25 protein-coding genes and 1 rRNA gene (1 of these 26 running past the window's edge) are annotated in these 26,888 nt (G+C 67.7%); 3 read left to right on the top strand and 23 right to left on the bottom strand.

Annotated features, from left to right (window positions below; translation table 11 throughout):
* Both QE397_RS04335 and QE397_RS04330 read right to left on the bottom strand, forming a co-directional pair.
* Positions 1 to 261: ribosomal RNA gene (locus QE397_RS04335) — 16S ribosomal RNA — on the bottom strand (it extends 1,259 nt beyond the left edge of the window).
* 584 nt (positions 262 to 845) lie between these two features.
* On the bottom strand, positions 846 to 1,541 hold the full coding sequence (locus tag QE397_RS04330) for a pyridoxamine 5'-phosphate oxidase family protein (RefSeq protein ID WP_307091968.1): 696 nt from the start codon (positions 1,539 to 1,541) through the stop codon (positions 846 to 848).
* A gap of 95 nt (positions 1,542 to 1,636) precedes the next feature.
* Here QE397_RS04330 and QE397_RS04325 point away from each other — a divergent pair, with 95 nt between their 5' ends.
* Positions 1,637 to 3,046, top strand: coding sequence for a PLP-dependent aminotransferase family protein (locus QE397_RS04325; protein ID WP_307091966.1), 1,410 nt, complete (start codon positions 1,637 to 1,639; stop codon positions 3,044 to 3,046).
* A gap of 18 nt (positions 3,047 to 3,064) precedes the next feature.
* On the opposite strand, the gene murA is transcribed toward QE397_RS04325, so the two are convergent.
* Complete coding sequence (gene murA / locus QE397_RS04320) at positions 3,065 to 4,318, bottom strand: UDP-N-acetylglucosamine 1-carboxyvinyltransferase (protein ID WP_027507211.1); 1,254 nt, start codon at positions 4,316 to 4,318, stop codon at positions 3,065 to 3,067.
* A 65-nt stretch (positions 4,319 to 4,383) separates the two neighbouring features.
* Between murA and QE397_RS04315 the strand changes: the two genes are divergently transcribed.
* Positions 4,384 to 4,965 carry a cob(I)yrinic acid a,c-diamide adenosyltransferase gene (locus QE397_RS04315; RefSeq protein WP_027507212.1) on the top strand — a complete coding sequence of 194 codons (582 nt, stop codon included), beginning with the start codon at positions 4,384 to 4,386 and terminating at the stop codon, positions 4,963 to 4,965.
* Positions 4,966 to 4,989: 24 nt separating this feature from the next.
* On the opposite strand, the gene QE397_RS04310 is transcribed toward QE397_RS04315, so the two are convergent.
* The 20 genes from QE397_RS04310 to argS form a co-directional block, all read right to left on the bottom strand.
* The gene (locus QE397_RS04310; RefSeq protein ID WP_231476479.1) at positions 4,990 to 5,424 is read right to left on the bottom strand and encodes a DUF2550 domain-containing protein; all 435 of its coding nucleotides are present in this window, start codon (positions 5,422 to 5,424) and stop codon (positions 4,990 to 4,992) included.
* Positions 5,425 to 5,471: 47 nt separating this feature from the next.
* Positions 5,472 to 5,840: a F0F1 ATP synthase subunit epsilon gene (locus QE397_RS04305; RefSeq protein ID WP_027507214.1), complete on the bottom strand. Its 369-nt coding sequence runs from the start codon at positions 5,838 to 5,840 to the stop codon at positions 5,472 to 5,474.
* Positions 5,841 to 5,846: 6 nt separating this feature from the next.
* Positions 5,847 to 7,298: a F0F1 ATP synthase subunit beta gene (gene atpD, locus QE397_RS04300; protein ID WP_027507215.1), complete on the bottom strand. Its 1,452-nt coding sequence runs from the start codon at positions 7,296 to 7,298 to the stop codon at positions 5,847 to 5,849.
* A gap of 2 nt (positions 7,299 to 7,300) precedes the next feature.
* The gene (locus QE397_RS04295; protein ID WP_027507216.1) at positions 7,301 to 8,275 is read right to left on the bottom strand and encodes a F0F1 ATP synthase subunit gamma; all 975 of its coding nucleotides are present in this window, start codon (positions 8,273 to 8,275) and stop codon (positions 7,301 to 7,303) included.
* 42 nt (positions 8,276 to 8,317) lie between these two features.
* Positions 8,318 to 9,961, bottom strand: a complete 1,644-nt coding sequence (gene atpA, locus QE397_RS04290) for a F0F1 ATP synthase subunit alpha (protein ID WP_027507217.1) — start codon at positions 9,959 to 9,961, stop codon at positions 8,318 to 8,320.
* A 128-nt stretch (positions 9,962 to 10,089) separates the two neighbouring features.
* Complete coding sequence (locus tag QE397_RS04285; protein WP_200933823.1) at positions 10,090 to 10,920, bottom strand: F0F1 ATP synthase subunit delta; 831 nt, start codon at positions 10,918 to 10,920, stop codon at positions 10,090 to 10,092.
* Positions 10,917 to 11,480, bottom strand: a complete 564-nt coding sequence (locus QE397_RS04280; protein WP_027507219.1) for a F0F1 ATP synthase subunit B — start codon at positions 11,478 to 11,480, stop codon at positions 10,917 to 10,919. The genes QE397_RS04285 and QE397_RS04280 overlap by 4 nt, the downstream gene beginning before the upstream one ends.
* Before the next feature lie 5 nt (positions 11,481 to 11,485).
* On the bottom strand, positions 11,486 to 11,728 hold the full coding sequence (locus QE397_RS04275; protein WP_027507220.1) for an ATP synthase F0 subunit C: 243 nt from the start codon (positions 11,726 to 11,728) through the stop codon (positions 11,486 to 11,488).
* Positions 11,729 to 11,810: 82 nt separating this feature from the next.
* Positions 11,811 to 12,536, bottom strand: coding sequence for a F0F1 ATP synthase subunit A (gene atpB / locus QE397_RS04270; protein WP_037187440.1), 726 nt, complete (start codon positions 12,534 to 12,536; stop codon positions 11,811 to 11,813).
* 477 nt (positions 12,537 to 13,013) lie between these two features.
* On the bottom strand, positions 13,014 to 13,475 hold the full coding sequence (locus QE397_RS04265; protein ID WP_197027871.1) for a hypothetical protein: 462 nt from the start codon (positions 13,473 to 13,475) through the stop codon (positions 13,014 to 13,016).
* 1 nt (position 13,476) lies between these two features.
* The gene (locus QE397_RS04260; RefSeq protein WP_081821490.1) at positions 13,477 to 14,565 is read right to left on the bottom strand and encodes a glycosyltransferase family 4 protein; all 1,089 of its coding nucleotides are present in this window, start codon (positions 14,563 to 14,565) and stop codon (positions 13,477 to 13,479) included.
* Between the two features lie 125 nt (positions 14,566 to 14,690).
* A complete protein-coding gene (locus tag QE397_RS04255) occupies positions 14,691 to 15,353 on the bottom strand; it encodes an L-threonylcarbamoyladenylate synthase (protein WP_027507224.1) in 663 nt (220 codons plus the stop codon).
* Positions 15,354 to 15,414: 61 nt separating this feature from the next.
* On the bottom strand, positions 15,415 to 16,296 hold the full coding sequence (prmC, locus tag QE397_RS04250; RefSeq protein ID WP_056448594.1) for a peptide chain release factor N(5)-glutamine methyltransferase: 882 nt from the start codon (positions 16,294 to 16,296) through the stop codon (positions 15,415 to 15,417).
* Between the two features lie 45 nt (positions 16,297 to 16,341).
* Positions 16,342 to 17,421 carry a peptide chain release factor 1 gene (prfA, locus tag QE397_RS04245; RefSeq protein WP_056448490.1) on the bottom strand — a complete coding sequence of 360 codons (1,080 nt, stop codon included), beginning with the start codon at positions 17,419 to 17,421 and terminating at the stop codon, positions 16,342 to 16,344.
* 101 nt (positions 17,422 to 17,522) lie between these two features.
* On the bottom strand, positions 17,523 to 17,756 hold the full coding sequence (rpmE, locus tag QE397_RS04240) for a 50S ribosomal protein L31 (RefSeq protein ID WP_027507227.1): 234 nt from the start codon (positions 17,754 to 17,756) through the stop codon (positions 17,523 to 17,525).
* Between the two features lie 150 nt (positions 17,757 to 17,906).
* A complete protein-coding gene (rho, locus tag QE397_RS04235) occupies positions 17,907 to 20,114 on the bottom strand; it encodes a transcription termination factor Rho (protein WP_307091954.1) in 2,208 nt (735 codons plus the stop codon).
* Positions 20,115 to 20,406: 292 nt separating this feature from the next.
* On the bottom strand, positions 20,407 to 21,339 hold the full coding sequence (thrB, locus tag QE397_RS04230; RefSeq protein WP_307091952.1) for a homoserine kinase: 933 nt from the start codon (positions 21,337 to 21,339) through the stop codon (positions 20,407 to 20,409).
* Between the two features lie 91 nt (positions 21,340 to 21,430).
* On the bottom strand, positions 21,431 to 22,783 hold the full coding sequence (locus QE397_RS04225; protein WP_155957165.1) for a homoserine dehydrogenase: 1,353 nt from the start codon (positions 22,781 to 22,783) through the stop codon (positions 21,431 to 21,433).
* Entirely contained in the window at positions 22,780 to 24,198 is a 1,419-nt protein-coding gene (gene lysA / locus QE397_RS04220) for a diaminopimelate decarboxylase (protein ID WP_056448484.1), read from the bottom strand. The genes QE397_RS04225 and lysA overlap by 4 nt, the downstream gene beginning before the upstream one ends.
* The gene (argS, locus tag QE397_RS04215) at positions 24,195 to 25,847 is read right to left on the bottom strand and encodes an arginine--tRNA ligase (RefSeq protein WP_307091948.1); all 1,653 of its coding nucleotides are present in this window, start codon (positions 25,845 to 25,847) and stop codon (positions 24,195 to 24,197) included. The genes lysA and argS overlap by 4 nt, the downstream gene beginning before the upstream one ends.
* A 157-nt stretch (positions 25,848 to 26,004) precedes the next feature.
* Here argS and QE397_RS04210 point away from each other — a divergent pair, with 157 nt between their 5' ends.
* Positions 26,005 to 26,886 (top strand): DUF3105 domain-containing protein, encoded by an 882-nt coding sequence (locus tag QE397_RS04210; protein ID WP_027507233.1) that lies wholly within the window; start codon positions 26,005 to 26,007, stop codon positions 26,884 to 26,886.
* Positions 26,887 to 26,888: the final 2 nt, after the last annotated feature.

Here is a 26,888-nt window from a genome sequence, read left to right as displayed (position 1 = left end):
AGGCCATTACCCCACCAACAAGCTGATAGGCCGCGGGCCCATCCTGCACCGATAAATCTTTCCACCACACGGCATGCACCGCGCAGTACTATCCGGTATTAGACCCAGTTTCCCGGGCTTATCCCGAAGTGCAGGGCAGATCACCCACGTGTTACTCACCCGTTCGCCACTCGTGTACCCCGAAGGGCCTTACCGTTCGACTTGCATGTGTTAAGCACGCCGCCAGCGTTCGTCCTGAGCCAGGATCAAACTCTCCGTTGAAGACTCTTATCAACCCCCGGCTAGAAACCAGGAAGCCAATGAAAACTAGAGAGCCAAATCCAGCAATAAAACTCACGCCAGCAATAACTCCATTGCTGACAAAAAAGAACCGGTCCCTCCCCGACGGGAAGAAGGAGAAGAACCAGCAAACCACAACAAAATATTGGCACTGACATTCATCGACACACTGTTGAGTTCTCAAAGAACACGCACACACCATCACCACCCACACGAAGCAGGAGGATCCGGGGCAACCGTTCCAGCCTAACCACACCGCAACACCCGAGTCAAACTCCAGGCACCACGTGGATCAGGAAGTTGGACTGTACGCTCAGCCTACACGACGTGCAGACGAACCTTTTCTGTCCGATCGGCCATGCGACTCCGTCCCACCTCGTTCGCCCAGCCCCGTAAGGCCTTCGGTCGGTGTCCGTGTCGCTCTGACTCGAAGAAAGTTACGCCTGTGGACCGCTCCATGCAAATCGGCAGGTGTTCCGCGGTCCACGCGGCGTCGGCCCAGGTCAACGCGTATGTCGGGGCCCGCGCCCGCTCACCCTGGAGCGACAGTCCGACTATGACGCCGCTCACATCGGTGGGGATGCCGCGCCGATCTCGTCCAGATCGGGCGCCGGGACGGGTTCGCCGACCTGCGTCCTCAACGGGAGGACGCCGGCCCACACTCCCCCTGCGACGATGTCCCCCTCGTCGTCGTTCGGTCCGCCCGACCGTGCCTTCACCGACGCCTCGTACAGCGGCAGTGCCACCACGCGAGTCGCGGCCAGCTCCTTGCGAGTGTTGGCCCTGACCACATCGGTCCGGCCGGGGACCAGCTTGTTCACGATGAGATCGAGTGCGACGGCGCGCTCGCCCTCGTCGTCCACGACACGGGGTGTCCCCCGCACCACGGCACTCCGGTAGTTCATCGAGTGATGGAACGCGGAGCGCGCCAGCACCAGACCGTCCAGCACCGTGATGCTCACGCAGACGTCACCGGGAGCGCCCAGGGTCGTCGCGGCCACCGAGCCGTGGAGGTACAACGTCCCTTCGGCATCGGGACCGTCCAAGTCGTAGGCGAACGCAGTCGGAACGACGAGGGGACTTCCCTGCACCACCACTCCGAGGTGACAGAGCTGTGCGGCGTCGAGCACGTCCGTCAGAGCAGCGCGATCCGCCTGGGCGCGAGCTCGGTTGCGTCGCAACGTCGTTCGGGGTGTCGGGGAGAGAGCTGTCGCCGTCGACGAGGTGTCGGGCCGCCGGCCATGGGCATCGTGCATCGTCATGCGAATCAGTGTGCTGAACGAAGTGGTCCGCCGTCACGGTCCACTTCGATACTGTTCGGCTGGACCACTTCGACCAGCGGGAAGGCATCGACGTCATGGCCTCACACGCGTTACCACTCTCCGTGGACCGATCCTCGACGCGTCCACTCCCGTTGCAGATCGCCGACGCACTACGCACCGCCATCGTCGACGGACTTCTGGTCGCCGGCGATCGTCTCCCGTCGACCCGATCGCTGGCCGCAGAGCTGTCGGTCTCCCGCGGCGTCGCCGATCAGGCCTTCGACCAGCTCGCCGCAGAGGGGTGGATCGAGGGCCGCGCCGGATCCGGCACGTTCGTCTCCCCCGACCTGCGGTCCGTCACACCGACCACCGCCGCCGTATCCGACGCGCGTCCACGCGCAGAGGCGGACAGCGCTCCCCCCACGCTCGCGCTTCGACCGGGCATCCCCTGGACACCGCCCTCGGCGACCGCGGCATGGCGGCGGGCGTGGCGCATCGCCGGCACGGAGCCCGCTCCCCCCGGTTACCCCGATCCGGCGGGGCCCGTCCATCTCCGCCGCAGCGTGTGTTCGCTGCTCGGCCGCGCGCGCGGAATGAGCGTCGATTCCGATCGCGTGGTCGTGACGACGGGTGCCACCCATGGGCTGACTCTGGCACTCGCGGCGATGCGCGCGGACCGTCCGGAACCGAGACCTGTTCTGGCGATGGAGGATCCGGGATATCGGACTGCGGCGTCGGCGGCGATGGCGATGGGCTGGGACCTGTACGACGTCCCCGTGGACGCCGGCGGCATGAGGGTCGACACGCTCGCGTCCACGCCCGAGACCACACGCGCCGTGTACGTGACACCGTCTCACCAGTACCCCACCGGCGGAACCCTCGACGTGGGACGTCGTGCCGCTCTCATCGCCCATGCGCAGATCACCGACACCGTCGTCGTGGAGGACGACTACGACTCCGAGTACCGCTACGACGTCGCGCCGCTCCCCGCCTTGGCGCACCTTGATCCGGATCGCGTCGTCTACCTCGGCACCATCGCCAAGACCCTGGGCGCAGGCGTGCGACTCGGGTGGATGGTGCTGCCGTCGTACCTCGTCCGGCCGGTGCTCGACCACCGCCTGGCCACGGGCGACTTCCCGTCGACACCCCTGTGCTCGGCGATGACGTCACTGCTCGACGACGGCGAGTGGGATCGCACGGTGCGAGCGGCGCGGCGGCGCTACCGCGATCGCGATGCGGCAGTACGGGATTCGCTGTCGCCGTTCGGTGAACTCCGTGGCCTGGGCGCGGGTATGCACACGACACTCGTCCTGTCGCCGAGACGAGCGGAGGCGGTCGCCCGCGGCGCAGCACACCGCGGAATCGAGGTACCGACCGTCGCGCTGTCCACTCGATCGCACATCGACGTGGGCGGGTTGGTGATCGGCTACGGCCGACTGACCGACACGGAGCTCCGAACGGCACTCACCGTTCTGGTCGACGAACTCCGACGCCACGGCGACTGACGTGCAGCGACGCGAGCGTCACTGCACGCGTTCGATGTCTCCGCCGAGATCCTGCAGCTGCTCGACGAACCGCGGGTAACCGCGGTCGATGTGATAGACGTCGTGCACCTCGGTGGTGCCGTCGGCCACGAGGCCGGCAAGCACGAGACCAGCGCCGGCGCGGATGTCCGAGGACCAGACCGGTGCACTCGACAGCCGCGACACTCCGCGGACCACCGCGTGGTGGCCGTCCGTTCGCGCGTCGGCACCGAGCCGGATCATCTCCTCGACGAAGCGGAAGCGGGCCTCGAAGACGTTCTCGGTGATCATCGACGTGCCGTTGGCCACCGAGGCGAGGCCGATCGCCATGGGCTGCAGGTCCGTCGGGAACCCGGGGAACGGGAGCGTGGCGAAGTTGACGGCCACCGGTCGTTCCTCCTGCACGACGCGGAATCCGTCCGGGCGCAGGGTGACGGTGCTGCCGGCCGCCTTCAGCTTGTTGAGCACGAGGGTGAGGTGTTTGGGATTGACCCCCGACACCGTGACATCGCCACAGGTCATCGCCGCGGCGATGCCCCACGTCGCGGCCACGATGCGATCACCGATGACGCGGTGTTCGGTGGGCTTCAGGCTGGGGACACCGATGATGGTCAGCGTCGGAGTTCCGGCACCCTCGACGCGAGCACCCATCTTGTTCAGCATCGCGCACAGATCGGCGATGTCCGGCTCGCGGGCAGCGTTGTCGATCACGGTCTCGCCGTCGGCCAGCACCGCCGCCATCAGGATGTTCTCGGTCGCGCCCACGGACGGGAAGGCCAGCCGGATCGTCGCGCCGTGCAGCTTCTCCGCTGTCGCGACCACACACCCGTGCTCGATCTCGCTGTGCGCGCCGAGCAGGCGGAGACCCGACTGGTGCATGTCGAGCGGACGCGAGCCGATGGCGTCGCCGCCGGGCAGTGCCACCACGGCCTTGCGACACCGCGCGACCAGCGGTCCCAGGACGCACACCGACGCACGGAACTGGCGTACCGCCGCGAAGTCGGCGTGATACTTCGGCTCTGCGGGGGTGGTGATGCGCACGGCATCCCCCTCGAGTTCGACGTCGCACCCCAGCCCACGGAGAACGTCGGCCATGAGGGGGACATCGAGAATGTCGGGGCAGTTGGTGAGGGTTGTCGTGCCCTCGGCGAGCAGCGCCGCGGCCATCAACTTCAGCACGCTGTTCTTCGCCCCACCGACCGACACGTCGCCGGAGAGACGACTACCGCCGGTGACCAGGAAACGTTCACTCACGCCGTCAACAGTAGAGGCATCGGTCGTCGATCAGAGCATCGGCCGACTGCCAGTAGGGTTGATCCATGGCGGTTCACCTGACCTCGATCTACACCCGTACCGGCGACGACGGGACGACGGGTCTCAGCGACTTCTCCCGCGTCTCGAAGAACGACCCGAGGGTCGTGGCCTACGCGGAGTGCGACGAACTGAACGCTGCTCTCGGACTGGTGTTGGCGGTCGGATCACCGCCCGAGGGCGTGGCGACGGTGTTGCGCCGGATCCAGAACGATCTGTTCGATGCCGGAGCCGACCTGTCGACTCCGATCCAGGAGAACCCGAAGTACCCACCGCTGCGCGTCACGCCGGAGTACGTCACGCGGCTCGAGACGTGGTGCGACGAGTTCAACGACACTCTCGCGCCGCTGACCTCCTTCGTCCTTCCGGGCGGGACGGCTGCTTCCGCGTTTCTGCACCAGGCGCGCACCGTCGCGCGACGGGCGGAGCGGGCAGCGTGGGCCGCTGTCGAGGCACATCCCGAGACGACGGGGCCGCTGCCGGCGACCTATCTCAACCGACTGTCGGATCTGCTGTTCATTCTCGGGCGGGTCACCAACCCGGACGGCGACGTCCTGTGGAAGCCGGGCGGCGAGCGTTCGCGCGACTGACCACGGGCCCGAGCGAGCGACGTGTCAGGCCGGGCCGCTGCCCGGCATGTTGCGCTGCGACCGGTCGGACGGCCTCGACTCGAGCCACGATGTGAATGCAGTGAACGGGCCACGCTCCATGGCGATCTCGTAGCGGCGGTCCCCCGCGTCGAGTTCGACGATCGCGGTCTCGTCACTCATGATGTCGAACTCGGAGCTCTGCGGACTGCGCCGCTCGCCCTGGATCAGAGTCTGGCGGATCATGCGGCGGTCCGGACCCGGACGCAGACTCGACAGCTTGTAAAACACGAGCACGTTCTCGCCGTAACGGACGATGCCGTGACGCCACCCACTTCCCGCTGCGGCGGGAAGACTGCGCAGGATCACGGCAGTGCCCCCGCGGCGGAGAAGCACCAACCGATACAGAAAAGCCGCGGCGAGCCCTCCGAGCAGCACGACCAGAACGACAAGCACTGTCATCCAGGACGTCATCTCTTCGGAACCCGCCGCGGCTTCTTCTCGTGTACCTAGGCCCGCTCGACCGCGCGGACACGCCCGCGTGCGATCGCGAGCGCCTCCTCGTCGTCGGAGCCCTCGGACAGCACGGACCGCGCAGCCTCGACGTCGATGTCCTCCGCGAACTCGGCGGACTCGGCGAGGATGGTGACGGTCCGGCCGGTGACCGACAGGAAACCACCGTGCACGGCGGCGACGCGCCGTTCACCGTCGCCCGTCGTGATGGCTACGGTGCCGCCCTCGATCAACTGACCGAGAACCGGCTCGTGTCCGGCCATGATGCCGATCTCGCCCTCGGTGGTCTGAGCGCTGACCAGCGTGGCAGTTCCCGACCACAGGCGTTCCTCGACTGCGACCAGTTCGACGTCCATCTCAGCCATCTCGGACTACTTTCCGGAGATCTTCTTGGCTGCGGCCTCGACGTCGTCGAGTCCACCGCAGCTGTTGAAGGCCTGCTCGGGAAGGTGGTCGTACTCGCCCTTGGTGACCTTGTCGAACGCCTCGATGGTGTCGGCCAGCGACACGACCGAACCCTCTTCACCGGTGAACTTCTCGGCGACGATGAAGTTCTGGCCGAGGAACTTCTCCAGACGACGGGCACGGGAGACCGTGACCTTGTCCTCCTCGGACAGCTCGTCCATACCGAGGATGGCGATGATGTCCTGCAACTCCTTGTACTTCTGCAGGATGCGCTTGACCTCGTTGGCGACGCGGAAGTGCTCGTCTCCGACGATCGACGCCTCCAGGATGCGCGAGGTGGACGTCAGCGGATCGACAGCGGGGTAGATGCCCTTCTGCGAGATCGGACGCGACAGCTCGGTGGTGGCATCGAGGTGGGCGAAGGTCGTCGCCGGTGCGGGGTCGGTGTAGTCGTCGGCGGGCACGTAGATCGCCTGCAGAGACGTGATGGAACGACCACGCGTCGAGGTGATGCGCTCCTGGAGCTCACCCATCTCGTCGGCGAGGGTGGGCTGGTAGCCCACGGCGGACGGCATGCGGCCGAGGAGAGTGGAGACCTCGGAGCCTGCCTGCGTGAACCGGAAGATGTTGTCGATGAAGAGCAACACGTCCTGGTTCTGCACGTCGCGGAAGTACTCGGCCATGGTGAGAGCCGAGAGGGCGACGCGCATACGCGTGCCCGGCGGCTCGTCCATCTGACCGAACACCAGGGCGGTGTCCTGCAGAACGCCCATCTCCTCCATCTCGAGGTGGAGGTCGGTGCCCTCACGCGTGCGCTCACCGACGCCGGCGAACACCGACGTGCCGGAGAACTCACGTGCGATACGGGTGATCATCTCCTGGATGAGCACGGTCTTGCCGACGCCTGCGCCGCCGAACAGACCGATCTTTCCGCCCTTGACGTACGGGGTCAGGAGGTCGATGACCTTGATGCCGGTCTCGAGGATCTCGGTCTTGCCCTCGAGCTGATCGAAGGCCGGGGGCTTGCGGTGGATGCCCCACTGCTCGCCGTCACGGCCGAGTCCGGGGCTGTCCAGGCAGTCGCCGAGGGCGTTGAACACGTGGCCCTTGACGACGTCACCGACGGGAACCGAGATCGGCTTGCCGGAGTCGACGACGGGGGTGCCGCGGACGAGGCCGTCGGTGGGCTGCATCGACACGGTGCGCACGAGGTTGTCGCCGAGGTGCTGTGCGACCTCGAGCGTCAGCGTCTTGGCGACGGCCTTCAGCTCGATCTCTGCGTTCAGCGCGTTGAACAGCGCGGGGATGGATCCACGGGGGAACTCGATGTCGACGACGGGACCGATGACGCGCACGACGCGCCCGTTCTCGGACGACTTGGCGCCGGAACCCGTGCTATCGGTTACTGCTGCGGTCATGTTCAGTCTCTTCCTGAGCTCGCGGCAAGCGCGTCGACGCCGCCGACGATCTCGCTGATTTCCTGGGTGATCTGAGCCTGGCGTGCCTGGTTGGCCTGGCGTGACAGGGCATTGACCAGATCGTTGGCATTGTCCGTGGCGGCCTTCATCGCGGTGCGACGAGCGGCCGACTCGGATGCCGCCGCGTCGAGCAGTGCGGCGTAGATGCGGGTGCTCACGTACTTCGGGAGCAGCGCGGACAACAGCGTGTCCGCCTCCGGCTCGAAGTCGTACTGCGCGGTGACCTCCTTCGACGACGGCGAGTCGCTGAGCATGTCTGCACCCAGCTCGATCTCCTCGTCGTCGTAGTCGATCTCCAGAGGAGCCATGCGGCGCACCGTCGGCTTGAGCGACAGCATCGACACGAAGGTGGTGTAGACGATGTGGAGTTCGTCCACACCCTCGACCGTGCCCTCGCCGTTCGGTGCCTCGATCTCCTCGCCGGACCCCGCCATGAACAGCTGGACGAGGTGCTTGGCGGCCTTCGCGGCATCGGTGTACGCCGGCTGCTGCGAGAAGCCCGTCCACGCGCCCTTGACGTCGCGATCACGGAACGTGTAGTACGTCAGGCCCTTTCGGCCCAGAACGTAGATGACCGGCTCCTTGCCCTCGGACTTGAGGAGCTGCTGGAGCTCCTCGGCCTCACGAAGGATGTTGGAGTTGTAGCCACCACACTGACCCGAGTCGCTGGTCACGACGAGCACGGCGGCCCGCTTGGGCTCCGCACGCTCGGTGAGCAGCGGATGGTCCAGCGAACCCGAGGCACTGGCCAACGCCGAGAGCACCTTGGTGATCTCGGTGGCGTACGGCTTCGACGCCTCGACGCGGGCCTGCGCCTTGGTGATGCGCGAGGTCGCGATCAGTTCTTGCGCCTTGGTGATCTTCTTGATCGAGTTGGTCGACCTGATCCGGGAGCGCAGCTCACGAATGCTGGGCATCTGTCACCTCACTCCCTGTTCGACGTGCCACGGGTCCGCTCATCACTTGCTGACAGTCTTGCGAGTGACGGTGACCTTCTCCTGGTCGACGTCGCCCTTGTCGAGCGCGTCGGCCTCTGCCTCGTTGACGATCCGCTCGCCCGAGGACGTCAGGAAGCCCTGCTTGAACTCGTCGGTCGCCTTCGTGATCGCGTCGGCGGCCTCGTCCTTGAGAACCTTGCCGCCGGCGATCGCCTCGTAGGCGCTCGACGCGTTGCGGTGCAGATCCTCGAGGAGCTCGCGGTTGAAGCGACGAACGTCCTCGACCGGGACCGTGTCGTAGTAGCCGGCGTCGACGAGGTAGATCGAGACGATCTGGTCCTCGACGGACACCGGGGTGTACTGGTCCTGCTTGAGCAGCTCGACCCAGCGGGCACCGCGCTCGAGCTGCGCCTTGGACGCGGCGTCGAGGTCGGACGCGAAGGCGGAGAACGCCTCCAGCTCGCGGAACTGAGCCATCTCCAGACGGAGCGAACCGGCAACCTTCTTCAGACCCTTGGTCTGCGCCGCGCCACCGACTCGGGACACCGAGGTACCGACGTTGATGGCGGGACGGACACCCTTGTTGAAGAGGTCCGACTCGAGGAAGACCTGGCCGTCGGTGATGGAGATGACGTTGGTCGGGATGAAGGCCGAGATGTCGTTGGCCTTGGTCTCGATCAGCGGCAGACCCGTCATCGAACCGCCACCGAGCTCGTCGGACAGCTTCGCGCACCGCTCGAGCAGACGGGAGTGCAGGTAGAAGACGTCACCGGGGTACGCCTCGCGGCCCGGCGGGCGACGCAGCAGCAGCGAGATGGTGCGGTATGCCTCGGCCTGCTTGGTCAGGTCGTCGAACACGATGAGGACGTGCTTGCCCTGGTACATCCAGTGCTGGCCGAGGGCCGAACCGGTGTACGGGGCGAGCCACTTGAAGCCGGCCGAGTCGGACGCGGGAGCGGCGACGATGGTCGTGTACTCCATGGCGCCGTGCTCGTCCAGAGCGGACTTGACGCCCGCGATGGTCGAACCCTTCTGGCCGATGGCGACGTAGATGCAGCGCACCTGCTTGTCGGCGTCGCCGGTCTCCCAGTTGGCCTTCTGGTTGATGATGGCGTCGACGCAGACGGCGGTCTTGCCCGTCTTGCGGTCGCCGATGATCAGCTGACGCTGGCCGCGGCCGATGGCCGTCAGGGCATCGATGGCGGTGATGCCGGTCGCGAGGGGCTCCTCGACGGGCTGGCGCTCGAGCACCGATGCCGCCTGGAGCTCCAGGACACGCTGTTCGTTCGACTCGATGTCACCGAGACCGTCGATGGGCTTGCCCAGCGGGTCGATGACGCGTCCGAGGAAGTTGTCGCCGACGGGGACCGAGAGGACCTCGCCGGTGCGCTTGACTTCCTGGCCTTCCTCGATGTGCTCGTAGTCACCGAGGATGACGGCACCGATCTCACGGTCGTCGAGGTTCAGTGCCACGCCGAGGATGCCGCCGGGGAACTCCAGCAGCTCGTTCGACATCGCGGACGGGAGGCCCGTCACGTGAGCGATTCCATCGCTCGTGTCGGACACCAGACCGACCTCTTCACGAGAGGACTCCGGTGCGTAGTTCGCTGTGTAGCTCTCGATCGCGCTACGGATCTCGTCGGAGGAGATCGTCAACTCCGCCATGTTTTCCTGCTCTCACTGTCTGGTGTTTCGTGGCCGGACCGGCTGTGCGGTCGACGTCCGAAACGCGGGGTGGGGCTTGTTACCGAACTGGGCTTGCTACAGAACTCGGGTGCTGCGATGCGTACCGCTCACCGGAGCGACTTCCTCAGGGAGGCGAGACGACCCGCACCACTGCCGTCGATGACCTCGTCGCCGACACGGACCACCAGTCCGCTCAGCAGTTCCCGGTCCACCTCCACGTGGACGGTCACGGACTTGCCGTAGATACCTTCCAGCCTGGACGTGAGCCGAGAGATCTGATCGTCGCTCAGCTCGGTGCTGCTGCGGACGTGAGCGACCTCCTTGTCACGACGAGTGGCCGCGAGTGCGGACAGTTCGCCGAACACGGATGCCGGTGCAGCACCCTTCAGTCGGCCGACGGCCTGGATCGCCAGGGCCTCGGTGATCGCGGTGACCTTGCCGTAGAGCAACGTCGACAGGAGCGATCCCGACGCCTCGGCGGGCTTGCTTCGATCGGACAGCGCCTGCTCGAGGGCAGGATCGCCGGCGATGATGCGGCCGAGACGGAACAGCTCGTCCTCCACGGTGCCCAACTGATCCTGGTCCTGCGCCGCGCGCAGAAGTGCCTCACGGCCCAGGAGTACGAGCGAGTCGGTGAGGTCACGGGCCGACGACCAGTTCTGTGCGACGGCGGCCTGCAGTGCGGCGGTGGCCGCTGCACCGATCTTGCCGTCGAACAGGCGGCCCGCGAGCGCGCGTCGCGCGTCCGGAGCAGCCGACGCGTCCGCGAGTGCGGCGCGCAGTGGACGCTGTCCGTCGAGCACCGACACGACCCCGAAGAGGTCGGATCCGGCGCCGGCGGCAGCCGACGTCGCATCCGACGCCGCATCGAGCTCGGCCGTCAGGACGGTGCGGGCCTCGGCGAGGGCTTCACGACTCGCTGCGTACATGGTGCTCACTTCCCGCTAGCGGAATCTGCGCCGACAGAATCGAGTTCGTCGAGGAAACGATCGATCGTGCCGGCACGCTTGACGTCGTCGGACAGCTGCTCGCCGATGACCTTCTCGGCCAGCTCGACAGCCGTACGGCCCAGATCGGCACGCAGTTCAGTGACGATCTGCTGACGCTGAGCCGCGAGCTGCTGGTGACCGGAGGCCACGATGCGGTCGCTCTCCGCCTGTGCACTGGTCTTCATCTCCGCGAGGATCTGCTGACCCTGGGTGCGTGCGTCTTCACGGATCTTGGCGGCTTCCTGGCGTGCGTCGGCCAACTGGGCGCGGTACTGCTCGAGCGCCTCCTTGGCTTCGGCCTGTGCCTCTTCGGCGCGCTTGATCCCGCCTTCGATCTTCTCGGACCGCTCGGAGAGCACCGTCTGGAATCGCGGGAGCACGAACTTCCAGAAGAAGAACCCGATGACGGCGATGCAGACCGCAGACCAGACGATGTCGTAGGTCGCGGGGAGGAGAGGATTGATGTCCTCTTCCCCCTCCGCTGCTGCGAGGACTGCGAATGTCGACATGGCGATCAGAAAATGAAGCCGGCGACGAGGCCGATCAGCGCGAGGGCCTCGGTGAATGCGATACCGAGGAACATGTTGGTGCGGATCTGGCCGGCGAGCTCGGGCTGACGCGCGATGCCCTCGATGGCCTTACCGACCACGATGCCCACGCCGATGCCGGGGCCGATGGCCGCGAGGCCGTAGCCGATGGCTCCGTAGCCTGCGCCGGTGACTTCCTGTGCTTCCTGCGCGAGGTAGGTGAGGCTCATTGTGATGTGTTCCCTTTCTGTTGCCCACGACCGGTCGGCAGCGGGTCAGGTCTGTCTGGTGGCTGGAGAGTCGGTGGGTGGGTCAGTGCGAGTCGGCGTGCAGGGCGAGGTCGATGTAGACCGCCGTCAGCAGCGCGAACACGTAGGCCTGCAGGAAGATGACCAGCAGCTCGAACAGCGTGAAGCCGAATCCCGCGACGAGCGAGAACAGGCCGAACACCTTCATGCCGGTCGCCGCCTCGAAGAAGAAGAACTGCGTCGCGCTGAAGAACAGCACCAGCATGATGTGGCCGGCGAGCATATTGGCCATGAGTCGCACGGTCAGCGTGAAGGGCCGCAGGATGAACGTCGAGATGAACTCGATGGGGATCAGCAGCAGGTGCAGCGCGATCGGCACGTTCGGAACGACGATGCTGCTCTTCACGTACTTGAAGAACCCGTACTTCTTGATACCGACGTAGTTGAAGACGACGTACGCGAGGGCTGCCAACACGATCGGCATGCCCACTCGGGCATTCGACGAGATGTTGATGAAGGGGATGACACCCGAGAAGTTGAGGAACAGCACCGCGAAGAAGATGGTCGCGATGACGGGCAGGAAGCGCTTGCCCTGCTCCTTGCCGAGAACCTCGTCTGCGATCTGATCCTTGACGAAGCCCAGTGCGAGCTCACCGACGTTCTGGATACCGCGGGGCACGATCTTCGGGCTGCGCATCGCGAGGCTGAAGAACGCGAGAAGAACGACCGTCATGATGATGCGGACCAGCATCAGCCGGTCGAGCTCGAACGGGGTGCCCTCGAACAGGATGGCCGGTGGGAAAAAGTCGGACAGTGACGGCGGATGGAACTCCGCGGCCAAGTTGGTGACGCTCAGCGGTCTCTCCCGTGTTCGGCCGCAGGCGAAGGACACCCGCGGTTCGATCGGACATATGGCATTCGGGCACGATCGAGCTAGGACGATCTACAAGTCGACTCGGGTCGGCTCGAGTAGTCGTCAGCCGCGTCGGACCGTGCTCACGGTCCCGCGTCTGTCGGGTGTCGGCGACTTCGTCGACTCGGTGACGCGACGTCTCGAAACGGACGCTTCGTCGCGGTACACACTCTCACATGGCGTGGACTACGAGAAACAGCTTCGGTGACGTCGATCACCTGCAAAGACGGTTCCGGGCGGCGCGATGTGTCCGTTACGCCCGGTAAGCCCTCGCTCGAAAGGAACTTTATCAACACAACACGCTGAGTTGTGTCGGGGGTCGCTCCGCGGACGACACTACTACAAAATGTCGTACTACTGAACGTCCGAGTCGGGGTCGCCCGCGGGAGAATCGACGTACGGAACACGCTGCCGGAAGATGCCGTACATCTCGGCGCCCAGGACGATGACCAGGGATGCGAGCACCACGATGCCCAGTGTCGGGCGGTTGTAGAAGTCCATCCCCCGCAGCAGTCCCAGCACGATCACCGCGATCAGCATCTTCACGATCCACCCGCCCAGCAGGACGGCCCCGACCGCGGTCGGCGGCAACTTGGCCGAGAACAGGACGGATGCGGCGGTGGCGAGGATGAACAGACCACCGACCGCGGACCCGAGCAGCGCGCCCCACAGACCCTCGAGGCCGGCGACGAGCACCGCGATGATCGCGGCGACCACGGCGAGGCCGAGCAGGGCGATGACGCCGTACCGGACGGCGGCGCGGAGCGGTGCGGTGGAGGACGGGATCGGTGCGGGCGAGAAGGTCACGACACGCAGGTTACCGGCGGCCCGGATCCCGGAACGACGGCACCGCGGTGACCACCAGGGCGAAGACGAGTCCGCCGGCGAGCAGCAGCACCACGAGGCGGCGATCGAACAGGGACGCGCCGACCGCCCCGAACGCGAGCACACCGACCCACAAGTAGATGAGCAGCACCACGCGGCGATGCGAGTGACCGATCTGGAGCAGACGGTGATGCAGGTGCATCTTGTCCGGGCTGAAGGGGCTGCGGCCTGCACGCGTGCGACGCACGATCGCGAGCAGCAGGTCGAGGATCGGGATGAACATGATCGCGCCCACCAGCAGCAACGGGGTCAGCAGACCCAGGAGGTCCCGCGTGCCGTAGGCACTGAGCCCGATACGTCCGGATGCACTGGTCGCGACGGTGGCGAGCATGAGGCCGATGACCATGGAACCCGAGTCGCCCATGAAGATGCGCGCCGGCTGGAAGTTGTGCGGCAGGAACCCCAGGCACGCACCGGCGAGGGCCGCGGCGATCATCGCGGGCGGGTAGGCGCTGACGTCACCGCCCTGCTCGTGGAGCAGTCCGACGGAGAACAGACAGATGGCCACCGCGGCGATCAGGCCGACGCCCGCGGCGAGGCCGTCGAGACCGTCGATGAAGTTCATCGCGTTGATCATGACCACGGCGATGAGCACGGTGACGAGACCCGCCTGCAGCTGGTCCAGGATCAGCGTCGACCCCTCGCCCCACGGCAGATACAGCAGGTACCAGCTGACGCCCATCAGCACCAGGACACCGGCCGCGGTGACCTGACCGGCGAACTTGGTCAGCGCGTCCAGGCCCCACCGGTCGTCGACCACACCCACGGCCATGATGATGAACCCGGAGACCAGGGCCGCCTGGACGTCCGTGGTGAATTCGAACCCTCGGGTGAGGGCCGGCAACTTCTGCGCGAAGAGCAGCGCGACGAGCAGCCCCAGGTAGATGCCGATACCCCCGAGCCGGGGCGTCGGGGTGACGTGGACGTCGCGCTCACGCGGTACGGCCACCGCGCCGAAACGCAGAGCGCCGAGCCGGACGGCTCCGGTGACCAGGAACGTCACCACCGCTGCCGTGAGCATGACGAGAAGAAGCTCGCGGATGGGGACACCGGCGCCTCCGTCCGACTGCGCCAGGAGCGCACTCGCGTGCGCGGGCACGGCCGTCACCACGGTGACTCCCGCGGCGGAGCCGAGTGCGGCATTCGTCAGGCGCTTCCGGCGACGAGCGACTCGGCGGTCACGCCGAGGACCTCGGCGATCTCGCTCGTCGAGACCGCGCCGACGCGGAGAATGCGCGGGGTGTCCCCCGTCAGGTCGACGATCGTCGACGCGAGCGCATGCTCGGCCGGACCGCCGTCGAGATACACGGCCGCGGACCCGCCGAGCTGTACGCGGGCGTCCTCCGCCGTGACGGCGGGCGGGCGGCCGGAGATGTTCGCACTCGAGACGGCCAGGGGGCCCACCTCGCGCAGCAGTTCGAGAGCCACCGGATGCAGCGGCATGCGGAGCATGACGGTGCCGCGGGCGTCGCCGAGGTCCCACGCGAGCGACGGCGCCTGGTGCACGACGAGACTCAGCGCTCCGGGCCAGAACGCGCGGATGAGATCGCGCGCCGCCTGCCGCACTCCCAGCACGAGGCCGTCGATCGTGTGCCAGGACCCGACGAGCACCGGCACCGGCATGTCGCGGCCGCGCCCCTTCGCGCGGAGCAGATCCGTGACGGCGCTGCTGTCGAAGGCGTCCGCGGCCAGCCCGTACACGGTGTCGGTGGGCATCACGACCAGTCGGCCGGACGACAGCGCACGCTTGGCGGCATCGAGACCTGCCGCGCGAGAGGCGGAATCGGAGCAGTCGTAGACGGTGGACACCCGGCCCATCTTGCCACTGCGTGCACGGCACGCCTGCGCAGCGGTGGCGCGATCTCGCGTCCTAGGTGATCCGGCGCTGCCGACGAGCGACGACGAAGCGTGGGCGGTCCGCGAGATCCCGATGCTGGGACACGTCTCCGAACACCGCTCGCCCCTCCAGGAGGGCGACCACCCGGTCTCCGTGGGAGTCGTCGTGCTCGATGCCCACTCCCCCGTCGATCCGCAACCACCGCGCGATGTTCGCGATCATCGGCTCGATGACGGACAGCCCGTCCGGGCCACCGAACAGCGCGACGTGCGGATCGTGGTCGATCACCTCGGGATCGAGCCGCGCACTCGTCGGCACGTAGGGCGGGTTCGCCACGACCAGGTCGACGGTGCCGTCGAGCTCCGTGAGCACCGTCCTCTCGGTCACGTCACCGTGATGCAGATGCACGGGAGTGTCGCCGTCCGACGCCCGCAGGTCGGCGTTGCGCCGCGCCCACGCCAACGCGTGCGGATCCTTCTCCACCGCGTGCACCACGGCGTCCGGGCGCGCGTGGGCGATCGCGAGGGCTAGTGCGCCGCTTCCGGTGCACAGGTCGAGGACGACGGGCGGATGCCGCCCGGCGGACTCGAGGAACGCGAGTGCCCAGGCGAGCAACAGTTCCGTCTCCGGGCGGGGGACGAACACCCCGGGGCCCACCTCGACGTCGATCTCCCCCAGTGACGACGTTCCGATGATGTGCTGCAACGGAATTCGCTTCGCACGCTGCGCGACGGTCGCACGGTAGGCCTCGGCTACCTCGGGCTCCACCAACGGGGTCAGGCCGAGCCGCCCGCGGGGAACCGACAGCAGATGCGCGGCGAGCAACTCGGCGTCGACCCGCGGGCTGGGGACGCCGGCCTCGGTCAGGACGCGGGTTGCCTCGACGATGGCCAGACGTAGCGGGACGCGACTCACCGACACAGCTTCGCACTGCCGGTCGGCCCGGCGATCACGCGGAGGTCATTCCGCCTGGAGCCGCGCCTGTCGGTCGGCCGCGGCGAGCGCGTCGAGGAGCGCGTCCATGTCACCGTCGAGAACGGCGTCCAGGTTGTGCGACTTGAAGCCGATGCGGTGGTCGGTGATGCGGTTCTCAGGGAAGTTGTACGTGCGGATGCGCTCGGACCGGTCGACGGTCCGCACCTGGCTCGCACGCCCGGCCGCCGCCTCCTTGTCGGCCGCTTCCTCGGCCGCCGCCTGCAGCCGCGAGGCGAGCACCTGCATCGCCCTCGCCTTGTTCTGCAGCTGGGAGCGTTCGTTCTGACAGGTGACGACGATGCCCGTGGGCAGATGCGTGATGCGCACCGCGGAGTCCGTGGTGTTGACGCCCTGGCCACCCTTGCCGGACGAGCGGTAGACGTCGATGCGCAGATCGGTCTCGTCGATCTGGACGGCTTCGACCTCGTCCTGCTCCGGGTAGATCAGGACGCCGGCCGCCGACGTGTGCACTCGTCCCTGCGATTCGGTGACGGGAACACGCTGCACCCGATGCACGCCGCCCTCGAACTTGAACCGCGACCACACACCGTCGGCGGTGTCGGTGCGCGCCTTGATGGACAGCGTCGCGTCCTTGTACCCACCCAGATCGGAGACGTTCGCGTCGAGGATCTCGACCCGCCAGCCGTGGCGCTCGGCGTACCGGACGTACATCCGAGCGAGATCGGACGCGAACAGGGCGGACTCCTCGCCGCCCTCACCCGACTTGACCTCCAGCACGACGTCGTCGGCGTCGTGAGGATCACGGGGCGCGAGCAGGTCGGTGAGGGTGGTGTCGAGCTCGGCCACGGTCGCCTCGAGCGCCGGGATCTCCGCGGCGAAGCCGGCGTCGTCGGCAGCGAGCTCGCGGGCCGCCTCGAGATCGTCGCGGGCGGCACTGAGCTTGGAGTACACACTCATGATCGGGGCCAGCTGCGCGAACCGCTTCCCGGCGCGGCGAGCCGCCGCCGGATCGTCGTGCAGCGAGGGATCGGACAGGTCGCGCTCGAGTCCGGCGTGCTCGGCGAGGATGTCGTCGATCGCGGACGGTGTCGCGGAGGCGGCCACGGTGTTCTCCCTGTCGAACCGAAGAATGTCAACGAACAATGGTGCAGAAACGACCGACGCCCGCCCCGAGACGAATCTCGGAACGGGCGTCGGCGGAAGAGCTAGCTGTCGGCGTCGGCCTTCTTGCCTGCGCGCTTGCCGTAGCGAGCCTCGAAGCGAGCCACGCGGCCGCCGGTGTCGAGGATCTTCTGCTTGCCCGTGTAGAACGGGTGGCACTGCGAGCAGACCTCGACGTTGATGCGCTCCGCCGAGTTGGTGCTGCGGGTCTCGAAAGTATGTCCGCAACCACACACGACTGTCGTCGCTGTGTAATCGGGGTGGATTCCTGCCTTCATGGTGTCCCTTTCATGGTCGCCGGGTCGCCTCGACTGTCGAGAGCGTGAACCGGAACCGGACTCGGCCGATCAGTATGCCAGAGCAGCTGTCCGCGCTGGTAATCGTCTCAACATCGGTGCCGGGACGTTTGTTCCGTCGATCCTCGGGGGTCAGTCCTCCGGCGAACCGGGCGCCGTCTTGGAGACCGACATGAGGAACTCGATGTTGTTCTTGCTCTTCTTCAGTCGGTCGATCAGCAGATCGATCGCCTGGTGCGAGTCGAGCCCGGAGAGCACCCGACGCAGCTTGTGCAGCACGGCCGCCTCGTCGGGACTGAGCAGGAGCTCGTCCTTGCGGGTGCCCGACGGATTGACGTCCACCGCCGGGAACACGCGCCGCTCCGCGATCTTGCGATCGAGCTTGAGCTCGGCGTTGCCCGTGCCCTTGAACTCCTCGAAGATCACCGTGTCACCTGTCGAGCCGGTCTCCACCATCGCCGTGGCGATGATGGTGAGCGATCCACCGTTCTCGATGTTGCGCGCGGCACCGAGGAAGCGCTTGGGCGGGTAGAGCGCCGTGGAGTCGACACCACCGGACAGGATGCGACCCGAGGCCGGCGAGCTGTTGTTGTACGCACGGCCCAGACGCGTGATCGAGTCGAGCAGCACCACCACGTCGCGGCCGTCCTCGACCAGACGCTTGGCGCGCTCGATCGCCAGCTCGGCGACCGAGGTGTGGTCGCCCGGCGGGCGATCGAAGGTGGAGGCGATGACCTCACCCTTCACGCTGCGCTGCATGTCGGTCACTTCTTCGGGACGCTCGTCCACGAGCACGACCATCAGGTAGCACTCGGGGTTGTTCGTCGCGATGGCGTTCGCGATCGCCTGCAACACGCTGGTCTTACCCGCCTTGGGCGGGCTCACGATGAGCGCACGCTGCCCCTTGCCGATCGGCATGACCAGATCGATCACGCGCGTCGTCAGGATGTTCTGCGTGGTCTCGAGGCGCAGCCGCTGATTCGGGTACAGCGGCGTGAGCTTGTTGAACTCCGGCCGCTTGCGGTTGCCGTCCGGCGGCGCACCGTTGACCGTGTCGAGACGGACCAGCGGGTTGAACTTCTGCCGGGAGTTGTTCTGCTCCCCCTCGCGGGCCACTCGCACGGCACCGGTCAGTGCGTCACCGCGACGGAGGCCGTTGCGGCGCACCATGTTCATGGAGACGTACACGTCGTTCGGTCCCGCGAGGTAACCCGAGGTCCGGACGAACGCGTAGTTGTCGAGCACGTCGAGGATGCCGGCGACGGGCTGCACGACGTCGTCGTCGCGCAGTTCGGGCTCGCGCTCACGATCACGCTGGTTGCCGCCGCCCTCGGGAGCACCGTCACGATCGCGCCCACGGCGACGCTCGCGGAAACGACGTCCCCGCCTGCCGCGGCCCTCGCCGTCCTCGTCGTCGCGGGGACCGTTGTCACGAGGCCCGTTGTTGCGGTCACCCTGGTTGCGGTCGCCCTGGTTGCGATCGTTTCGGTCGCCCTGGTTGCGATCGTTCCGGTCGCCCTGGTTGCGGTCGCCCTGGTTGCGATCGTTTCGGTCGCCCTGGTTGCGATCGTTCCGGTCGCCCTGGTTGCGATCGTTCCGGTCGCCCTGATTGCGATCGCCCTGGTTGCGATCGTTGCGGTCGCCCTGATTGCGATCGCCCTGGTTGCGGCCCTGGCGCTCGCGGCGCGGCCGGTCCCCGTTCTGACGATCACCCTCGCCCTGGTCGCGGTCGTCGCCACCGTCGGTGCGGGTGGTCTCGGCCGGAGCCGTCGTGGTGGACGCTGCCGCGTCGGTGGACTGGTGCGCGCGGCCGTCCTGCGTCGGCGCAGCGTCGTTCTGCGACTCGGCGGCGGTGTCGGTCGACTCCGCGGCGCCGGCACGGCGGGTCGCTCCGCGACGGTTCCGCGTGCGACGCGGGCCGTCGGGGTTCGCGCCGTCGGACGCTGCACCGTCGGAACCCGAGGTGTCGGCGCTGGGAGTACCGGCGTCGGAGCTGGAGGCGCCTGCGCTCGCACCGTCGGCTCCGGATTCCCGGGGGGCCACGGCGTCGGACACACCGGCGGACGGTGCGTCCGACGTGGCGGCGGGCGCGGACCGGCTCACGCGGGGTGCGCGCGACGGTGCCTCGGTGGCAGCCGCGGACGCGGGCACCTGCTTGGCCTCGATCGCGGACACGAGGTCGCCCTTACGCATCCCGGAGACACCCTTGATGCCGAGTTCGGACGCGAGTCCGCGCAGCTCGGTGAGCACCATCCCGGAGAGTCCGGCACCGCGGCGCGACGTGCGCGGGCGCGTGTCGGACTGGGTCGCCGGAGCAGCGATAGATTCCGTATCGGTCACGGAGGTCCTTTCCTTCCCTCGCGCGCCTGGTGCGCAGATCGAGGGTTCGTTCCGCCGTTCGACTCTCGTGTCGAACTCGGATGCCGCGTACGTTCGCGTCGTGCAGAAGAGCGAAGGCTGTTCCAGGATGCGACTTCCCTGGCGGCCGTGGCGCGCCGATCGACGACGGCGGCACCGCTGGAGCTCGAGGCCGGGAAGTAATGCCCTGGAGAAATCGGCGCGCTGACTGCGCACGATGTACGGACGCGTACCACAATAGCCGTGATGCGAGGTACGGGCAAGAATGTCCGCGTCAGCGCGTCGTGACGCCGTCCGCGATGTCCAGCTCCAGCACCGTCATCCCGTCGTCCCCGGCGCGGTCGGCCAACTCGCGCGCGATGCTCGCCGTTCCGAGCACGAGCACGGTGGGTCCGGCGCCCGAGACCGTCGCGGCGTGCCCGTGTGCGCGCAGGGTCTCGACCCATCGCGACGTCACCGGCAGGGCGGAGGCCCGGTAGGGCTGGTGCAGGCGATCCTCGGTGGACACCATCAACAGATCGGGTCGCGTCGTCAGGGCCACGACCGCGAGCGCGGATCGGCTCGCGTTGAACGCAGCGTCGCGGTGCGGAACGAGGTCGGGCAACAGTCCGCGCGTGTGCGCCGTGGACGACCGTTCGGTCGGGATGAGCACCGTCGCACCGATGTCCGGGTGCACGTCGAGACGGGCGGCCGCATAGGCCCGCGGCCCCTCCGGCGGGCCGGACTCGCGGCTCCAGGACACCACGGCGCCGCCGAGCACGCTGGCCGACGCGTTGTCCGGATGACCCTCGAACTCAGCGGCCAGCTGCACCATCTGCTCGGGCGACAGCGCGAGAGCCGGATCCAGCGACGCCGCGAGGCAGTTGGCCGCGGCGAGCCCACCGACCACTGCCGACGCCGACGAGCCGAGGCCGCGAGAATGAGGAATCCTGTTGTGACACCGTACTTTCAGACCGTCCGCCCATACGCCGACCGACTCGAGACCACGCTCGATCGCTCGCACGACGAGATGCGACGGACCCCACGGAACCTCGCGCGCACCCTCACCGTCGACCTCGATGTCGAGCCCGGACTCCGCCACGGTGACGACGACGTCGTCGAACAGACCCAGGGCGAGCCCCAGTGTGTCGAACCCGGGACCGAGGTTGGCACTGGAGGCAGGCACGCGGGCGTGCGCCACCGTCCCGGTGGTGAGTGTCCTCGTCACGTCGGCCGGCCCGGCCACTATGCCGACTCGGGAGAAGCCGGGTTCACCGACGACCCTGGCGCCACAGTCGATTCCGCCATCGAGATCCCGATCATTCGGACGTTCCCTCGAGTCGGAGAACGCTGGTGACGGCGGTGACGATGTCGAGTTCCTTCAGCGCGTCAACGGTGGCCGCCAGAGCCGAGTCCTTGGCGCGGTGCGTGACGACGACGAGACGGGCATGCTTGCTCGCGCCCTCCTGGCGCACCGTGGAGATGCTGACGTCGTTCTTGGCGAACTCGGCCGCGACGGCGGAGAGCACTCCGGCGCGATCCGCGACCTGCATGTTGACGTGGTACCGCGTGGGGGTGTCCCCCATGGGTGCGACGGGGAGCTTGGCGTACGTCGACTCCCCGGGTCCACGGCCGCCGTAGAACTTGTTGCGCGCCGCCATCACCAGGTCGCCCATGACGGCGGACGCGGTGGGAGCGCCGCCCGCACCCTGGCCGTAGAACATGAGCCGTCCCGCGGCCTCGGCTTCGACCACGACGGCGTTGAAGGCACCCGACACCGAGGCGAGCGGGTGCGACAGCGGTACGAGCGACGGGTAGACGCGGACGGAGATGCGGTCGTTGCCGTCGTCGTCACTCACACGCTCGCACAGCGCGAGAAGCTTGACGGTGCAGTCGAACGCACGCGCGGTGGCGATGTCCGCCGCGGTGATCGAGGAGATCCCTTCGCGGTGTACGTCGGCCGAGGTGACCCGCGTGTGGAACGCGAGCGAGGCCAGGATGGCGGCCTTCGCCGCAGCATCGAAGCCCTCGACGTCGGCCGTCGGATCCGCCTCCGCGTATCCCAGCCGTCCCGCCTCCGCGAGCGTGTCCGCGTAGTCCGCACCCGTCTCGTCCATGGCCGAGAGGATGAAGTTCGTCGTGCCGTTGACGATGCCGATGACACGGTTCACCCGGTCGCCGGCGAGAGACTGCATCAGCGGCCGGACCACCGGAATGGCCCCTGCCACAGCGGCTTCGAAGTACAGGTCGGCGCGGTGGCTCTCGGCGGCGTCGGCCAACTCACCGGTGTACTCGGCGAGGAGTGCCTTGTTGGCCGTGACGACCGACTTGCCGGCGTTGAGCGCGGCGAGGATCAGTTCGCGGGCCGGCTCGATGCCGCCGAGCACCTCGACCACCAGGTCGACATCGTCGCGCGCGACGAGTGCGCGCACGTCGGTGGTCAGCAGGTCGGGGTCGATGCCGCGGTCCTTGCCGATGTCGCGCACCGCGACTCCCCGCAGCACGAGCGGCGCACCGACGCGGGCGGTGAGATCGGTGGCGTGATCGAGCAGGATGCGCACGACCTCGCTGCCGACGTTCCCCATACCGAGGACGGCGACGCCGATCGGCTTGTCCACGGGACTGACGAAGGCCGCGGCCTCCGACGACACTGACGATTCTGGAGCGGTCACCGGTCTACCTCCAAGCTGAGCAGGTCGTCGAACGTTTCGCGGCGGAGTACCAGCCGCGCTTGCCCGTCCCGCACGGCGACGACGGCCGGACGGGGCAGAAGGTTGTACCGGGACGACATCGAGTAGCAGTACGCACCCGTCGCGCCCACGGTGAACAGGTCACCGGGACCGAGATCCTCGGGCTGCCACGTGTCGCGGATGACGATGTCGCCACTCTCGCAGTGCTTTCCGACGATCCGGGCCAGAACGGCCGGAGCCTCCGACGTACGCGACGCGAGGCGGCCGACGTACTCGGCCTGATAGAGCGAGGTCCGGATGTTGTCGCTCATGCCCCCGTCGACGCTGATGTAGCGGCGCGTGTGGGTGCTGTCGACGGTGACGTCCTTGACGGTGCCCACCTCGTACAGCGTCACGGTGCCCGGTCCCGCGATCGCGCGTCCGGGCTCCACTGCCAGTGTCGGAGTAGGGATCCCGGCGGCCGCCGACTCGGACTCGACGATGTGGGCGAGCTTGGCGGCCAGATCCTGCACGGGAGGCGGGTTGTCCCCCGGCACGTAGTGGATGCCCATGCCGCCGCCGAGATCGACCACGGTGATCTGCGAGGTCTTCTCGGTGCCGAACTCGGCCTTGATGTCGCGCAGCAACCCGATCACGCGGTGAGCCGCGAGCTCGAACCCGTCGACCTCGAAGATCTGGGATCCGATGTGCGAGTGCAGGCCGACGAGGCGCAGATTGTCGGTCTCGAACACCCGACTGACGGCCCGGAGCGCGCTGCCGTCGGACAGGCTGAAGCCGAACTTCTGGTCCTCGTGGGCGGTGGCGATGAACTCGTGCGTGTGTGCCTCGACCCCGACGGTGATGCGGATCAGGACGTCCTGCACCGTTCCCGCCGCGGCAGCGACCTCGTCGAGCCGGTCGATCTCGATCATCGAGTCCAGCACGACGTGCTCGACACCGGCGCGCACTCCCGCCTCCAGTTCGGCCCGTGACTTGTTGTTGCCGTGCATCGCGATCCGGTTCGCCGGGAAGCCCGCGTTCAGTGCGATCGCCAGCTCGCCGCCCGAGCACACGTCGAGGGACAGACCCTCGTCCGCGACCCAGCGAGCGATCTCCCCACACAGGAAGGCCTTGGACGCGTAGTGCACCCGCTCGGGGGCACCGAACGCCTCCGCCATCTCGCGGCAGCGCGACCGGAAATCGTCCTCGTCGATGACGAACAGCGGCGTGCCGTACGTGGCGGCGAGTTCCGTCACCGGAACACCGGCCAGCGTCACGACGCCGTCGTCACCACGAGCTGCGTTGCGGGGGAACACCTTCGGATGAAGGTCCGTGAGTGCCGCGCTGTCCGCCGGACGCTCCGGGGTGCCGGGGCCCGACTGCTCGGCGTGCCGCGGCCCGGCGGGATGCGCGCTCACATCTTCTCCGGTGCACTGACACCGAGCATGGCCAGGCCGTTGGCCAGGACCTGCCGGGTGGCGTCGCCCAGGGCGAGCCGCGCTGTGTGGACGGGCATCGGATCCTCGTCTCCTCGGGGAAGTACTCGACACGCTCCGTAGAACCGGTGATAGGCACCCGCCAACTCCTCGAGGTACCGGGCGATCCGGTGGGGTTCGCGCAGCCCCGCCGCACTGGCGACGACGCGGGGGAACTCCCCGACGGTACGGACGAGGTCACCTTCCGCGGCATGGGTCAGCAGCGCGAAGTCGGGATCCGCGGCGGAGACGCCCAGCTCCTCGGCACCGCGGGCGAGAGAACACAACCGGGCGTGGGCGTACTGCACGTAGTACACCGGGTTGTCGTTGCTCCGGCTCGCCCACAGCGCGAGATCGATGTCGATCGACGAGTCGACCGACGACCGCACCATCACGTACCGCGCGGCGTCGATCCCGATGGCCTCCACGAGGTCGTCGAGAGAGATCACCGTGCCCGCACGCTTGCTCATCTTCACGGCGACACCGTCGCGGACGAGGTTGACCATCTGACCGATGAGCACCTCGACGGTCGCCGGATCGTCGCCGAAGGCTGCGGCAGCGGCCTTGAGCCGACCGATGTAGCCGTGGTGGTCCGCGCCGAGCATGTAGATGCACAGGTCGAACCCGCGAGATCGCTTGTCCTGGAAGTACGCGATGTCGCCGGCGATGTACGCGGCGTTGCCGTCGCTCTTGACCACGACGCGATCCTTGTCGTCGCCGTACTCGGTGCTGCGGAGCCACCAGGCCCCGTCCTTCTCGTACAGGTTGCCCGAGGATTTCAGCGTCTCCACAGCGCGCTCGACCGCGCCGGACTCGAAGAGCGAGTTCTCGTGGAAGTACACGTCGAAGTCGGTGCCGAACTCGTGCAGGTCCGACTTGATCTTCGTGAACATCGCGTCGACGCCGAGGGCTCGGAACACCTCCTGCCGCTCGTCGTCGGGCAGACCCATCACGTCCGGTCGCTGCGTGACGACGGCCGCGGCGATCTCGGCGATGTACTCGCCCGCGTAGCCGTCCTCCGGAGCGGGCAGACCCAGCGCCGAGGCGACCAGCGAGCGTGCGAACCGATCGATCTGCGCGCCGTGATCGTTGAAGTAGTACTCGCGGGTGACCGCGGCACCCCGCGAGGTGAGGATGCGTCCCAGGGCGTCGCCCACCGCGGCCCAGCGGGCGCCGCCCAGGTGCACGGGACCCGTGGGGTTCGCCGAGACGAACTCCAGGTTGATCGAGGTCCCGGTGAGCTCGTCGGACCAGCCGTAGCGATCGTTCTCGCGCTGCACGCGCTCCACGATGGCGCCCTGAGCGGACTTCGCGAGCCGGATGTTGAGGAATCCGGGACCGGCCACGTCGACGGCCTCGACAGCGTCGGCACCGGCCAGAGCGTCCGCGAGCCAGATCGCCAGGTCGCGGGGGCTGACGCCCGCCTTCTTGGCCACCTGCATCGCGACGTTGGTCGCGTAGTCGCCGTGCTCGGGATTGCGCGGGCGGTCCACCGTCACCGTCGCGGGCAACACGGCAGGATCGAGTCCGTGCTCGGTGAGCACGGCCGCTGCGGTGGCATGCAGCAGTTCGGCGAGGTCGGCGGGAGTCACGGGGCCTTATCCTATGGTCTCGCTGCACAGCACCCCGACCGCGGTCACCGGTGGGTCCGACGGGAGCGCTTCAGCGAGGGCTCAGACTCCCTCCGTACAGTGGGGCTGCCTCGAGTACGCGGCCACTCATCTCCTCGATCGAAAGAGCGCTCCGACCATGCCAAGCGGTTCCGACAAGAAGTCAGCCAAGGCCATCAAGGCTGCCAGCAAGACCGGCACCCGGAACAAGGGTGGTGTCCCCTCCAGCGTGGGATCGGGCAAGCGGCGCCAGATCCCGTGGCTGACGGTGGCGGCATCCGTCGTGGTCATCGCGCTGATCGGCGCACTGGCCTGGAACCTGGTGCCCAAGTACCAGGACCGCGCCGAGGCGCAGCGCTTCGCTCCCACCGAGGAGAACCAGGACCCGTCGACCGGCATCGACGGCGTGGTCACGCAGGACTATCCCGCTGCGCTGCACGTCACCGGCTCGCAGCGTGTCGCCTACGACCAGTCGCCGCCGTTCGGTGGCCCGCACGACCAGGTGTGGGCCAACTGCATGGGCACGGTCTACCCGGACGGTCTGCGCACCGAGAATGCCGTGCACTCGCTCGAGCACGGCGCCGTCTGGATCGCCTACAACCCGGACGACCTGAGCGAGGACCAGATCTCGACGCTGGCCGCCAAGGTCGAGAACCAGCAGTACATGCTCATGTCCGCCTACCCCGGACTCGACTCCCCGATCTCGCTGCAGTCGTGGGGCCATCAGCTCAAGCTCGACAGTGTCGACGACCCCCGGATCGACCACTTCATCGCCGCACTGCGCCTGAACCGCTACGCCTACCCCGAGGTCGGCGCGAGCTGCTCCACGACGCCGGAGACCTTCGACCAGGACAACCCGCCGCCGTTCGACGGCAGTGCACCGGGCCCCGACGCGGTGCCGATGAGCGGCGAAGGCCTGACCCCCGACGCCTCCGAGACGGGTGCGGGTCAGCTCCCGGGCGGGCTGGGCCTGCCCACCGACGGCCTGCCCACCGACGGCGCGGCAGTGCCCACACCGTGAGC

It is taken from the genome of Rhodococcus sp. SORGH_AS_0301 (assembly GCF_030818285.1).
Classification (GTDB): Bacteria; Actinomycetota; Actinomycetes; order Mycobacteriales; family Mycobacteriaceae; genus Rhodococcoides.
This window is presented reverse-complemented; position numbering and strand designations above follow the sequence as displayed.

Bases quoted from the DNA above. Each gene is read 5' to 3' on its own strand.
- QE397_RS04330 (WP_307091968.1), bottom strand. From the start codon at position 1,541: ATGACGATGCACGATGCCCATGGCCGGCGGCCCGACACCTCGTCGACG.
- QE397_RS04325 (WP_307091966.1), top strand. From the start codon at position 1,637: ATGGCCTCACACGCGTTACCACTCTCCGTGGACCGATCCTCGACGCGT.
- QE397_RS04315 (WP_027507212.1), top strand. From the start codon at position 4,384: ATGGCGGTTCACCTGACCTCGATCTACACCCGTACCGGCGACGACGGG.
- QE397_RS04310 (WP_231476479.1), bottom strand. From the start codon at position 5,424: ATGACAGTGCTTGTCGTTCTGGTCGTGCTGCTCGGAGGGCTCGCCGCG.
- QE397_RS04305 (WP_027507214.1), bottom strand. From the start codon at position 5,840: ATGGCTGAGATGGACGTCGAACTGGTCGCAGTCGAGGAACGCCTGTGG.
- atpD (WP_027507215.1), bottom strand. From the start codon at position 7,298: ATGACCGCAGCAGTAACCGATAGCACGGGTTCCGGCGCCAAGTCGTCC.
- QE397_RS04295 (WP_027507216.1), bottom strand. From the start codon at position 8,275: ATGCCCAGCATTCGTGAGCTGCGCTCCCGGATCAGGTCGACCAACTCG.
- atpA (WP_027507217.1), bottom strand. From the start codon at position 9,961: ATGGCGGAGTTGACGATCTCCTCCGACGAGATCCGTAGCGCGATCGAG.
- QE397_RS04280 (WP_027507219.1), bottom strand. From the start codon at position 11,480: ATGTCGACATTCGCAGTCCTCGCAGCAGCGGAGGGGGAAGAGGACATC.
- QE397_RS04275 (WP_027507220.1), bottom strand. From the start codon at position 11,728: ATGAGCCTCACCTACCTCGCGCAGGAAGCACAGGAAGTCACCGGCGCA.
- QE397_RS04260 (WP_081821490.1), bottom strand. From the start codon at position 14,565: ATGCTCACGGCAGCGGTGGTGACGTTCCTGGTCACCGGAGCCGTCCGG.
- rpmE (WP_027507227.1), bottom strand. From the start codon at position 17,756: ATGAAGGCAGGAATCCACCCCGATTACACAGCGACGACAGTCGTGTGT.
- QE397_RS04210 (WP_027507233.1), top strand. From the start codon at position 26,005: ATGCCAAGCGGTTCCGACAAGAAGTCAGCCAAGGCCATCAAGGCTGCC.